This window comes from Nocardia rhamnosiphila NBRC 108938, from assembly GCF_000720425.1.
Taxonomy (GTDB): Bacteria; Actinomycetota; Actinomycetes; order Mycobacteriales; family Mycobacteriaceae; genus Nocardia; species Nocardia rhamnosiphila.
Genome location: NZ_JOAJ01000001.1, coordinates 366383 through 378142, shown reverse-complemented (window position 1 = coordinate 378142; position 11760 = coordinate 366383). Strand labels below are relative to the sequence as shown.

10 protein-coding genes are annotated in these 11760 nt (G+C 68.1%); 5 read left to right on the top strand and 5 right to left on the bottom strand.

Translation table 11 applies throughout. From position 1 onward, the window contains the following. Positions 1–13: 13 nt before the first annotated feature. The 3 genes from IG75_RS0101860 to IG75_RS0101850 form a co-directional block, all read right to left on the bottom strand. Positions 14–1684, bottom strand: a complete 1671-nt coding sequence (locus tag IG75_RS0101860; RefSeq protein WP_030519362.1) for an acyl-CoA synthetase — start codon at positions 1682–1684, stop codon at positions 14–16. A gap of 37 nt (positions 1685–1721) precedes the next feature. Beyond that, entirely contained in the window at positions 1722–3293 is a 1572-nt protein-coding gene (locus IG75_RS0101855) for a coniferyl aldehyde dehydrogenase (RefSeq protein ID WP_245713138.1), read from the bottom strand. A gap of 149 nt (positions 3294–3442) precedes the next feature. Continuing rightward, on the bottom strand, positions 3443–4252 hold the full coding sequence (locus tag IG75_RS0101850) for an NAD(P)-dependent oxidoreductase (protein WP_030519360.1): 810 nt from the start codon (positions 4250–4252) through the stop codon (positions 3443–3445). A 313-nt stretch (positions 4253–4565) separates the two neighbouring features. Here IG75_RS0101850 and IG75_RS0101845 point away from each other — a divergent pair, with 313 nt between their 5' ends. The 5 genes from IG75_RS0101845 (at position 4566) to IG75_RS0101825 (ending at position 10292) form a co-directional block, all read left to right on the top strand. Next, positions 4566–5387, top strand: coding sequence for a mycofactocin-coupled SDR family oxidoreductase (locus IG75_RS0101845; protein WP_030519359.1), 822 nt, complete (start codon positions 4566–4568; stop codon positions 5385–5387). Positions 5388–5952: 565 nt separating this feature from the next. After that, the gene (locus IG75_RS0101840) at positions 5953–6282 is read left to right on the top strand and encodes an ArsR/SmtB family transcription factor (protein ID WP_030519358.1); all 330 of its coding nucleotides are present in this window, start codon (positions 5953–5955) and stop codon (positions 6280–6282) included. 142 nt (positions 6283–6424) lie between these two features. Further along, entirely contained in the window at positions 6425–8272 is a 1848-nt protein-coding gene (locus tag IG75_RS0101835; RefSeq protein ID WP_373863732.1) for a phosphoenolpyruvate carboxykinase (GTP), read from the top strand. After that, a complete protein-coding gene (locus IG75_RS0101830) occupies positions 8269–9915 on the top strand; it encodes a SulP family inorganic anion transporter (RefSeq protein WP_373863726.1) in 1647 nt (548 codons plus the stop codon). Before IG75_RS0101835 ends, IG75_RS0101830 begins: the two co-directional genes overlap by 4 nt. Beyond that, positions 9912–10292, top strand: coding sequence for a DUF5313 family protein (locus tag IG75_RS0101825; RefSeq protein WP_030519355.1), 381 nt, complete (start codon positions 9912–9914; stop codon positions 10290–10292). The genes IG75_RS0101830 and IG75_RS0101825 overlap by 4 nt, the downstream gene beginning before the upstream one ends. 96 nt (positions 10293–10388) lie before the next feature. Here IG75_RS0101825 and IG75_RS0101820 read toward each other — a convergent pair whose 3' ends face one another. Both IG75_RS0101820 and IG75_RS0101810 read right to left on the bottom strand, forming a co-directional pair. Beyond that, a complete protein-coding gene (locus tag IG75_RS0101820) occupies positions 10389–10526 on the bottom strand; it encodes a hypothetical protein (protein ID WP_156058584.1) in 138 nt (45 codons plus the stop codon). 455 nt (positions 10527–10981) lie between these two features. Continuing rightward, positions 10982–11734 carry a hypothetical protein gene (locus IG75_RS0101810; RefSeq protein ID WP_156058582.1) on the bottom strand — a complete coding sequence of 251 codons (753 nt, stop codon included), beginning with the start codon at positions 11732–11734 and terminating at the stop codon, positions 10982–10984. Positions 11735–11760 lie beyond the last annotated feature (26 nt).

The following is an 11760-nucleotide window of genomic DNA, read 5'->3' as shown; positions in this document are numbered from 1 at the left end:
CCGACGGCCGCGGTCAGGCCTGGCCTGCCACCTGCTCGCGGGCCCAGCGGTAGTCGGCTTTACCCGCTGGACTGCGCGTGATCTCGGGCCGGAACACCACGGCTTTCGGAAGCTTGTACCGCGCGAGGGACCGCCCGGCATGGTCGATCAGCTCGTCGGAAGCGGTCGTGGCGCCCTCGACGAGTTCGACGACGGCCACCACTTCCTGGCCCCAGCGCTCGCTCGGGCGGCCCACCACCAGCACATCGGCCACGGCCGGATGCGAGGAGATCGCGATCTCCACCTCCTCGGCGAAGATCTTCTCGCCACCGGAGTTGATGGTCATGGAGTCGCGGCCCAGCAGTTCGACCGAACCGTCGGCGAGGAGACGGGCGCGGTCGCCGGGCAGGACGTAGCGCACCCCGTCGATCACCGGGAACGTCGCGGCGGTCTTGTTCGCATCACCCTTGTAGCCGAGCGGGGTGAAGCGGCGTTGCGCGAGCCAGCCGATCCCGTCGTGGCCGGGCTCGAGTACGGAGCCGAGATCCTCGGCGACCACCCGGGTATCGGCGCCCGCCGCAAACTTCCCGGTCGAGACGAATCCGGCGGCGGATACATGGTGCATCTGCGCGCCGGTCTCCGAGGAACCGACACCGTCGAGTACCGCGAGCCCCGGCACCGCCGCGATCCAGCGTTCTTTGACGGCCGGGCTGAGCACCGCGCCCCCGTTGGCGAGCGCCACCATCGAGGACACATCCGCGACAGCCGCTTCCACGGCGGCCAGCACCGGCCGCGCCATCGCATCCCCGACCACCATGGCGACCGATACTTTCTCCCGCTCGATGGTGCGCACGACCTCGTCGGCATCGATACGGTCGGTGACCGAGGGCAGCACGATCGTCTGGCCGGTGGTCATGGCCGTGAGCACGGCCCACTGCGCCGCTCCGTGGATCAGCGGCGGAATCACCATGAGTTTCATCCCGGGATTGGCGCGCGCCCGTTCCGCGATTTCGTCGTAGGAGGCGATCGTGGCGCCGCTGCCGGCATCGCGCCCACCGCAGGCTCCCATGTAGATATCGTGCTGGCGCCACAACACACCCTTCGGCATGCCGGTGGTGCCGCCGGTGTAGAGCACGTAGAGGTCGTCCGGGGAGGGGTCGACCGGTAGCGGTTCGGGTTCGGTGGCGGCGAGCACCGTTTCGTAGTCGACGGCGCCTGCGAGCAGATCGTTACCGGATGAGTCGGCGATCTGGATCAATACTCGTAGACCGGGTAGCTCCGGCAGTACTTCGGCGAGTGTCGGCGCGAACGCGGCGTGATAGACCAGTGCGGTGGCGCCCGAATCGGCCAGCAGATACCGCAATTCGTTCTTGACGTAGCGGTAGTTGACGTTGAACGGTGCCACTCGGGCCCGGAAGGCGCCGATCATGCTCTCGACGAATTCGGGCCCGTTGTAGGCGTAGATGCCCAGGAGATCCTGCCCGACCTCGTGATCGGGCAGATCCGGCCGTTCGGTACGGCATCCCAGCCCCTGGGCGTGCAGATAGGCCGCCAGGCGCCGGGAACGGTCGGTGACCTCCGCGTAGGTGCGCCTACGCTCGCCCTGCACGATCAGATCCCGGTCCGGGATCACCGCGGCGGCGGCATCGGTGGCGGATACGAGTGTGAACTGTGGTTCGGATCCGGTCGCGGAAGAAGGGGACAACGGTGACTCCTCGTTCGTCTGGTGCGCGCTGGCGGGATCACGCCCGGGGATTACTGGCCGGGCTGCCTGTAGCGGGCTCGGCCACCGGAGGTGCGGCGGGCGGCGTGAACTGGCCGTCGGTGGTGGGTGTCGCGAGAGGGTGGGTAGCCGATGCGGTGGGGTCGTCCGTCGTCGACGGGACCGGAGCTGTGCGCAGCCGACGGTGGACGCGTCGGCGCGCATGGCGTAGTGCGAGACCGATGAAACGCTCGGTCCACCGGCCGAATGGTGGTGCGGCCAAGCTGGTGATCGGTACGGGCAGATCGGTGCCGACCACCGTGCGGTGGTGACTGAAGGTGTCGAATCCGGCCTTACCGTGATAAGCCCCCATCCCGCTTTCGCCGACGCCACCGAACGGTGCGTCGTCGGGGAACATCTGGATGGCGAATTCGTTGCGGGCCACACCGCCGCTGCGGGTATTCGCCACGAACGTGCGGAAATCGGCCCGATCCGGCCCGTACCAGTACGCGACCAGCGGCGCGGGCCGCCGGTTGATGTAGTCGACGACCTCGTTCAGTTCCCGGTAGGGCAGCACGGACAGGACCGGGCCGAATACTTCTTCCGAGGCGATGGCCATCTCGTCGGTCACCTCCCGCACGATCGTCGGCGCGATCTTGCGCAGGGCCGGGTCGGGCAAGGTCTCGGCCGCGGGTGCGATCGGCTCGACGCGGGCGCCGCGCGCGCGGGCATCGTCTATCAGCCCGATGATGCGCTCGTAGTTCGCCGTATTCACCACGGCGGTGTAGTCGGCGTTGCCGAGTATTTCGGGGAACATCCGCCGCCAGGCTCCGGCCAGGGCGTCGACAAAGGGATCCATCCGGTCCTGCGGCACCAGCACGTAATCCGGGCAGACGCAGACCTGCCCGCCGTTGACCATCCGCGCCCGGGCGATCCGCTCCGCCGCCCGGGTGAGATCGGCGTCGGCGGAGATGACCACCGGGTTCTTTCCGCCGAGCTCCAGCGTCACCGGCACCAGATTCTGCGCCGCGGCGCGCTGCACGAGCCGGCCGACCCGAGTGGAGCCGGTGAAGAACAAGTGGTCGAACGGCAGTTCGGCGAAGGCCGCGCCTACCTCCGGCCCGCCGGTGACCACCGCCAGCTCGGATTCGTCGAAGTACTGCTCCGCCAGCCTCCGGGTGAGTTCCGCGGTGTGCGCGGTGATCTCCGACATCTTGATCATCACCCGGTTGCCGGCGGCGAACGCGGTCGCGGCGGGCAGGATCACCAGGTTGAGCGGGAAATTCCAGGGGCCGACGATCCCGACCACCCCGAGCGGGGACGGCCGGACCTCCGCGCGGATTCCGTACAGGCGGGCCGCCCGGTCCGGTCGCCGCGGTCGCATCCAGCGGGTGAGCTGGGAGCGGACGTATTCGATGGCCGAGAGCATGCCCATGATCTCGGCGAACAGGGTGCCGGTCCGGGAGCGGGTCCCGAAGTCCGCGACGAGCGCGTCGACGTAGGCATCGGTGTTGTCCAGGACCATGGCGACCAACCGGTCGATGCGGTCCCGGCGGACCGCCGCACTCGGCGGGCCCTCGCGCAGAAACGCCTGCCGCTGTCCCGCCAGCATCGCGGCCGGATCGCGGCGTTCGGCCGCCGGTACGGTCTCGGCCCCCGCCACGGATACCTCCGGGGTACTGCTGTTCATCGACACGCTCCGAGGTGACTCCCGCCGGCCGGGCGGTGATGAAGGGTTGACGTACGCACTGTCAGCCGCGCTCAGCCAAGGTCCAGGGGACCACCGTCGATCACGGCGCCGAGCGGGCCGATATCGATTCCCAGATCGGCCGTGGCCGCCCGGCAGGCCGCCACATCCTTGCGCAGGAAGGGGGCCACCACCTGTTCGAACGTCACCAGCCCGCCGGTCCGGCCGATCGAACCGGCCGCGAAGCTCCGGCCGCTGGATACCGCCAAGGCGGCCAGCAGCTGCTGCTCCCCGATACCGAGGCGGCTGCCCACTTCCACCGCGGCGGCGGCCATCTGGGCGTTCGCCGCGAACAGGGCGTTGTTCACCAGCTTGACGCTCAACGCGGTGCCGAGCGCACCGGTCGCGATCACGGTGCTCGCATACGATTCGAGCACCGGCCGGGCCCGCGCGACCGCCGCCGCGGCGCCACCGAGCAGTACGGTGAGCTTTCCGGCGGCGATATCGTCGGCCGAACCGCTCACCGGCCCGTCCAGCAGCGTCGGGCCGCCGGGATGGCCGGCGACCAGATCGGTCACGGTGCTCACCGTCCCGGTGGTATGCGAGACGACGACCGCGTCCCGCGGCGCCGCGGCGAGCACCCCGCCGGGCCCGGCGAGGACCTCGACGAGCTGAGCGTCGGAGAACAGGCAGGCGATCACGAGATCGGCCGACGACGCGGCCTCGGCGGCGGAATCGACCACCGTCGCCCCACCGGCCCGTAGCCGTTCCCGCACCGGGTCACGCCGGGCGTACACCTGCACCCGGTAGCCCGCGGCGACCAGCCGGTGCACCATCGGCTCCCCCATCCGGCCGGCTCCGACAAACCCGACGACCTGCGACATCGATACTCCTCACTCGCGATCGGCCCGAGCTCGCCGCCGCGCGGCCCGGCGGGGCGATATCCGGACAGAGATATATCCAGTAATAGCAACAGTAACACCGACCGAGCATGCCCCGGACCAGTTCGCGAATTCCACCCGGCCGTACCGCAACCCGAAGCCCGACCTAGCGAACGCGACCTTTTGCCGCGATACCGTTGCACTTACGATATTGACTACGATATCTATTTCCGGTCGGCTCCTCCCCGAACCCGCGCAGTCGGAGCGGCCGTGCGCGCGGTGCCGGGCATCCGCCCGACGAGAGTTAGGAAAACACGTGACGAGCCGACTTCGAGGCAAAGTAGCCTTCATCACCGGGGCAGCACGGGGTCAAGGCCGCGCGCACGCTGTCCGTTTGGCGACCGAGGGCGCCGATATCATCGCCGTCGATATCGCGGGGCCGCTCCCCGCGGCGGTCCCGTACGATTCCGCGACCCCGGAGGTTCTCGCGGAGACCGTCCGACTGGTCGAGGCGACCGGCCGCAAGATCATCGCCTCCGCCGTCGACACCCGGGACGCCGCCGGTTTGCGCACGGCGGTGGACGCGGGCGTCGAAGCCCTCGGCCGCCTCGACATCATCGTGGCCAATGCCGGTATCTGCGTCCCCGAGACCTGGGAGGCGATCACCTCCGAATCGTGGCGGGATGTCATCGATATCAATGTCACCGGCACCTGGAACACCGTCTCCGCCGGCGCACACCACATCGTCGACGGCGGTCGCGGCGGCTCCATCATCCTGATCAGCTCCGCCGCGGGCATGAAAATGCAGCCGTTCATGGTGCATTACACCGCGAGCAAACACGCCGTCACCGGGATGGCCCGGGCGCTGGCCGCCGAACTCGGCAAACACAATATCCGGGTGAACAGCCTGCACCCCGGCGCCGTGGCCACACCGATGGGCGGCGGCGATATGATCTCCGCCCTCACTGCCGCCACCGAGACCAATCCGCAGCTCGCCCATATGATCACCCCGCTGCTGCCGGCCTGGGTGGCCGAAGCCGACGATGTGGCCGATGCTGTGTCCTGGCTGGCCGGGGACGATTCCCGCTACGTCACCGCCGCGCAGATCCCGGTCGACCTCGGCGCGACCCAGTACTGATCGCAACGATAAGGAACACCATTCTCGCGGACCGGGTCGCCGTGGTCACCGGCGGCGCCCAAGGCATCGGCTACGCGGGCATCACCCGCGATGCCACCATGCGCAGGATGACCGAGCGCTGCGGGCTCCAGGTTGTCACCAGATTACGAGACAGTCGATGACGACCCAGAACAGCGGTGTACCCACCACTCCGGCCGGGCAGCGCAGCTGTCAGGTTTCGAAGTCGCCTTCAGTGATTTTCGAAGTCCTGTTCACCGGGGCGGGGGGTCGGTAAGGACCGCAAGTTTGTCGATGCGTTTCTGCATTGAGGGGATCCACTGCACGAGTGTCTGCAGGTCGGCGGTGGCGACGCGGACCTCTTCTCCGTGACGGATTCGCTTGGATCTGTCGGATGCCAGCGGCGGCAGGTCGTGGGTATCACCGTGTGGGGGTACTCCCAGCGCACTCTGTGGCAGCGAGACGGTGCCCACGATGTGAGATACGACTCGATGCGGGTTGTGGCGGACCCGGCAGGTTATCTGCTTGCTAATCTATGCAAATAGCAGGTTGGCCGAAAGGCGGGAAGATGCCGGGATCGAGCAGGCCCTTGTATCAGATGAAGGCGGAGTTCTTCAAGACGTTGGGGCATCCGGTGCGGATTCGGGTGCTGGAGTTGCTCAGTCAGCGGGAGCATGCGGTGTCGGAGATGCTGGCCGATATCGATGTCGAGGCGGCGAATTTGTCGCAACAGCTGGCAGTTTTGCGGCGGGCGGGGTTGATCACCAGTCGCCGGGAGGGTTTGTCGGTGACCTATGAGCTGACCTCGCCGCAGGTGGCGCAGCTGCTGACCGCGGCGCGGGCCATCCTGACCGGGGTGGTGGCGGGTCAGGCGGAGGTTCTGGAACAGCCCGCCTGACGGTTCGGGCTCTCGGCGATCCTCGCGGCGCGTATCGGGTGGGGAGAGTCGCGGGGTTGCTGTTTGCATATTTTCCTACATAGTCATCTAGTTGTTCACGGAGGAGACAGTGGTGGATACCGATCACATGCCCGCGCCGGCGATGGCGCCGGTGGCCGCGCACACTGATCATGCGCAGGTCTCGGCGTGGGTGGCCGAGGTCGCCGATCTGACCGCGCCCGAGGATGTGGTGTGGTGCGATGGGTCGCGCCAGGAGTGGGATCGGTTGACCGCTCGCTTGGTGGACAAGGGCACCTTTGTGGCGTTGTCGGGGAAGCCGAACTCGTTCTGGTGTGTCTCTGATCCCGAGGATGTGGCGCGGGTGGAGGACCGCACCTTCATCTGCTCACGAGACAAGCGGGATGCGGGACCGACGAACAACTGGGTCGATCCGGTCGATATGTGCACGGTGATGACCGAGCACTATCGCGGCGCGATGGCCGGGCGCACCATGTATGTGATCGCGTTCTGCATGGGTCCACTCGATGCCGAGGACCCGAAATATGGTGTGCAGATCACTGATTCGGAGTACGTGGCGGTGTCGATGCAGATCATGACTCGCTCGGGAGCCCCGGTGTGGAACAAGCTCGGCGACGACGCGGAATTCGTCCGGTGTCTGCACTCGGTCGGTGCGCCGCTGAGCCCGGGGCAGGCGGATGTGGCGTGGCCGTGTGACCACACGAAATATATTGCGCATTTCCCCGAAGACCGGACCATCTGGAGTTACGGCTCCGGCTACGGCGGCAACGCCCTGCTGGGCAAGAAGTGCTTCGCGCTGCGGATCGCCTCGGTTCTGGCCCGCGACGAGGGGTGGCTGGCCGAACACATGCTGATCCTCAAACTCACTTCCCCGCAGGGCCGTACCCATTATGTGGCGGCGGCGTTTCCGTCCTCCTGCGGCAAAACCAACCTCGCCATGCTCGAACCCGCCTTGGCGGGCTGGAGGGCCGAAACGGTCGGCGATGATATCGCCTGGTTGCGGTTCGGTCCTGACGGCCGGTTGTATGCGGTGAACCCGGAGGCCGGGTTCTTCGGTGTCGCCCCGGGCACCGGGGCGAAGACCAACCCGAACGCGATCGCCACCATCGAGCAGGGCAATTCGATCTTCACCAACACCGCTCTCACCGATGACGGGGATGTGTGGTGGGAAGGACTCACCGACACCCCACCGGAGCATCTCACCGATTGGCATGGCAACGACTGGACCCCAGAGACCACGACCGGGCCGGCCGCGCACCCGAACTCGCGGTATTGCACCCCGATCGAGCAGTGCCCGTCGGTGGCCCCGGAATGGGACGACCCGGCCGGGGTGCCGCTGTCGGCGATCTTCTTCGGCGGTCGCCGCGCCACCACGATCCCGTTGATTGCCGAATCCTTCGACTGGACTCACGGGGTGTTCATCGCCTCGGTGCTGTCTTCGGAAACCACTGCCGCCGCTGCGGGGCAGGTCGGTGTGGTGCGTCGGGACCCGATGGCGATGCTGCCGTTTCTCGGATATCACGTCGGTGACTACTTCGCGCACTGGCTGCGCCTCGGCGAAACAGCGGACCCGGGCAAGCTGCCGAAGATCTTCCAGGTCAACTGGTTCCGCCGCGACGCCGACGGGCGGTTCCTGTGGCCGGGATTCGGTGACAACGTGCGCGTGCTGAAATGGGCGCTGGAACGGATCGAGGGCACCGCGGCAGCCGACGCCACCGCGATCGGCTATGTCCCGGTGCCGAGCTCGCTGGACCTGTCCGGATTCTCCGAAGCCGGCAAACGCTCGGCACGGGCCGCGCTCGAAGTCCACCACGAGGAATGGGCCGACGAGGTCGTCTCCATCGAGGACTGGTATGCCGGCATCGGCGCCGACACGCTCCCTGGGCCGCTGTGTGATCAGCTCGCCGCGCTGAAGAACCGCCTGGCCCACACCCCGGCCCGCCCCGCCACCACCGCCGCGGGTGCGTCGTGACTCTGCGTGCGCTGCTGCCCACTCGGGCGGACTGGACGCAGGCGCTGCGCCGCCCGGGCCCGGACCTGCTCGCCGGTGTCATCGTCGCGCTGGTCGCGCTGCCGTTGGCACTCGGTTTCGGGATCAGTTCTGGCCTCGGCGCCGCTGCGGGTCTGGCCACCGCGATCATCGCCGGTGTGGTGGCCGCGGTGTTCGGTGGCTCCCGGTTCCAGGTGTCCGGTCCCACCGGAGCTATGACCGTGGTGTTGCTGCCGATCGTGGCCGAACACGGCGGTCCCGGCGTCCTCGCCGTCGGATTGATGGCCGGTGTGGTGCTGATTGTTCTCGCTGCGGCCGGTGTCGGTCGCGCGGTCCGCTATATGCCGGCGCCGGTGATCGAGGGATTCACCGCCGGTATCGCGGTGGTGATCGCGTTGCAGCAGTTCCCGTCTGCCCTCGGTGTCGGCGAGGCCGAGGGCGAGAAGATGTGGCAGCTGGCTTCCGACGCGGTCGGCCGCTACCTCGACCACCCCGACCCTGCCCCGCCGATCACCGCCCTGCTGGTCGCTGCCGCCGTGCTGATCGGTGGCCGCTACCTGCCCAAACTGCCTTTCGCGCTCCTAGCGGTCGCGGTCGCCACCGCTGTGGCCGGACTCGCCGGGCTCGACCTCACCCGTATCGGGGCCCTGCCCGCGGGGCTGCCCGCGCCCTCCCTCGGGTTCCTCGATCCCGGCCAGCTAGCCTCGCTGATTGCGCCCGCACTGGCTGTTGCCGCGCTCGCCGCCTTGGAATCACTGCTGTCGGCCACCGCCGCGGATTCGATGTCGGTGGGCACCCGCCACAATCCCGATCGCGAACTGTTCGGCCAGGGCCTGGCCAATATCGCCGCACCACTGTTCGGTGGCGTCCCCGCCACCGGCGCGATCGCCCGCACCGCCGTCAGCGTCCGCTCCGGCGCCCGCACCCGCCTCGCCGCCCTCACCCACGCAGTCATTCTGGCCGCCCTGCTCTACCTCGCCGCACCACTGGTCGCCCAGATACCGCTGGCCGCCCTCGCCGGTGTGCTGCTGGCCACCACAGTGCGGATGGTCGAAACCGCGTCCCTGGCCGCGATTGCCCGCGCCTCCCGCGGTGACACCGCGATCATGGTGATCACCTTCGCCGCCACTGTCGCCTTCGACCTGGTCACTGCTGTCGCTATTGGTGTCGGGATCGCGGTCCTGCTGGCCCTGCGCTCGGTGGCCCGCGAAGCCCGCCTGGACCAGGTCCCCCTCGACGAGGGAGATCACCTCACCGAAGAACACGACCTGCTGCGCGACCACATCGTCGCCTACCGGATCGAGGGCCCGCTGTTCTTCGCTGCCGCGCACCGGTTCCTGCTCGAACTGGCCGACGTCTCCGACGTGAAAGTCGTCATCCTGCGCATGTCCCGCATCACCGCCCTCGACACCACCGGCGCCCTCGTCCTCAAAGACGCCATCCGCAAGCTCGAACACCACCACATCACCGTGCTCATGTCCGGGCTCCGCGCCGATCACCTCCGCCGTCTCGCCGCGATCGGTGCGCTGCCCGCTGCGGGCGAGGAGGCGGTCTTCGGGAACACTGTCGACGCGATTGCCCACGCCCGGCGCGAGCTTCCCGAACCGGTCGGAGGAATTCGATGAGTGGTGAACCGGCCACGCCGACCTCGACCCAGCGCGTGCGCTACATCGCCGGTGCGACCCTGCCACCGTCGATGCACCAGTGGGTGATCGACGATCTCACCGGCCCCGGCGCGGCGCGGCGTTACCATCTCCGGATCCTGCTACCGATTATTGCACCGCTGTGCGTGTTCCTGCTCATTCCGGGACCGCTGTGGATGGGGCTGGCGATGATGGCGCTGCTGTACCTGCCATTGATCTACTTCACCACCGCGCTCATGTACGTCTACCGCCGCCACCGCCTCGCCAAGCACGGACTCGACCCGGCACTGGCCGATGCGCGAGAGCGCCAGAAACACGCCGCAGAACGCGAGGCCTACGAACGACGCCACGGGCGCTGAAGCGCTGTCGGCGCCGTCCGGTACAGTCCCGCATCCCCACGTCTCCGAAAACACCGTCCGGCATGTCCCCGCAGCCCGACACCTCGAAGACATGCCTCATTCGTCGTCACGAGAGTCGGGATCACGCAACAGCCGGTGTGTTCCACCGAGATCGGGTAGATGAAAGCTGTAGTGCCCGTCGATGCCGATGTGGGTCCGGACGAACGGCGAGAGCCCCACATCCGCATCCAGCACCGGGTAGCCCTGGCCGCGTAGCTCGGCCAGCGCGCGACCTGGGATGTCTAGCCGTGTGCGCTGACAGCCGCGCGGGATTCGTTGCCGGGCAACGGCTCTTCGGAATCGGGGAGCCCAGTGTGGGAGGTTCCCGGCTCCTGCGGCTGCTGTTCGCCGGACCCTGGAGTCGGTGTCTTGCGGTAGTCATCGGGCTGTGCCGCGGCGCCGGTGGGATTGTCCGGCGCGACAATATGAACCATTCGATCGCCTTCGGCTGGGTCGACTACGACACGGCCACATCGCCCGAATGGGACCGGGCGCAGGTGCTGCGGCGCGCGAAGCGACTCGGATACCACGTCGTATGGCCGGATGAGCGGTCGGTGCTGTGCGTAGCCGACCAGGCGCGGAACGCCGGAGCGGACGTGGTGATACTGCCCGCACCCGCCCACCTCGCCCGCTCGACCGCCATCGATGGGTCAGGGCAAGTAGACCCGGGAGGCGAGCCAGCGCCCGTCGACCAGTTCCATTGTCATCGCGACGCGGCTGCGGTCCACCCGCGGGTCGGGGGCGGCGGCGTTGGTGACGGTCTGGTCGATGAACAGCAGGACCTCGACCTTCGTCGGAGTGGCCGATTTGACCGCGGCGTCGAGAACGGTGCCTTCCCCGGTCGCCTTGTTGTCCATGAGTAGCTGGCGGAGCCGGCCGCTGGAGCGGGTGTACATATCCTTGAATTCGCCGGTGGCGCCGTCGAGGACCGCGGTGAAATCGTGGTCGAGGTTGTTGGAGTCGACGCTGGTCAGGGTGACAGCGTAAGTGCGGGCGGCGTCGGTGGCGGCGTGGGCAGCGGAGTCGAGAGCATTTTCCTTCTTCAGTTGCCGGCCGAGGAATCCGGCGAAGGCGAGTGCCGCGACGGCCAGGATGATGAGGGCTGGGACGGCGAACTTGCGGATCAGTGCCACGGCGACCATGCGCAGGACGGTCCACCGTGAGATCCCGGGCGCGGAGGCTGCGGGATCTGTTGCGGCAGCGCCTGTTTCAGCGTCGGGCCTCTCGGAGTCTTTCGTGAGCACCGGCCCCGAGCCCTCCGGGTCCGCCGCGTCCTTCGACGGCACGGAACCCTTCGTGGACTCCTGCCGGGTCGCCTCGGCCCCGACCTCCGCGGGCCCGGTGGCTTCCGGCTTGTCACCGGCCGCGCGTGCCGTGGCGTCGATATCGGATGTGGTGCTCATCAGATCATCTCCTCGAGGTCTTTTCG

What these genes read in the sequence shown, in the direction of transcription:
- IG75_RS0101825 (WP_030519355.1), top strand. Translation starts at nt 9,912, where the DNA reads ATGAGTGGTGAACCGGCCACGCCGACCTCGACCCAGCGCGTGCGCTAC.
- IG75_RS0101850 (WP_030519360.1), bottom strand. Translation starts at nt 4,252, where the DNA reads ATGTCGCAGGTCGTCGGGTTTGTCGGAGCCGGCCGGATGGGGGAGCCG.
- IG75_RS0101810 (WP_156058582.1), bottom strand. Translation starts at nt 11,734, where the DNA reads ATGAGCACCACATCCGATATCGACGCCACGGCACGCGCGGCCGGTGAC.
- IG75_RS0101855 (WP_245713138.1), bottom strand. Translation starts at nt 3,293, where the DNA reads ATGCTGGCGGGACAGCGGCAGGCGTTTCTGCGCGAGGGCCCGCCGAGT.
- IG75_RS0101835 (WP_373863732.1), top strand. Translation starts at nt 6,425, where the DNA reads ATGGCGCCGGTGGCCGCGCACACTGATCATGCGCAGGTCTCGGCGTGG.
- IG75_RS0101840 (WP_030519358.1), top strand. Translation starts at nt 5,953, where the DNA reads ATGCCGGGATCGAGCAGGCCCTTGTATCAGATGAAGGCGGAGTTCTTC.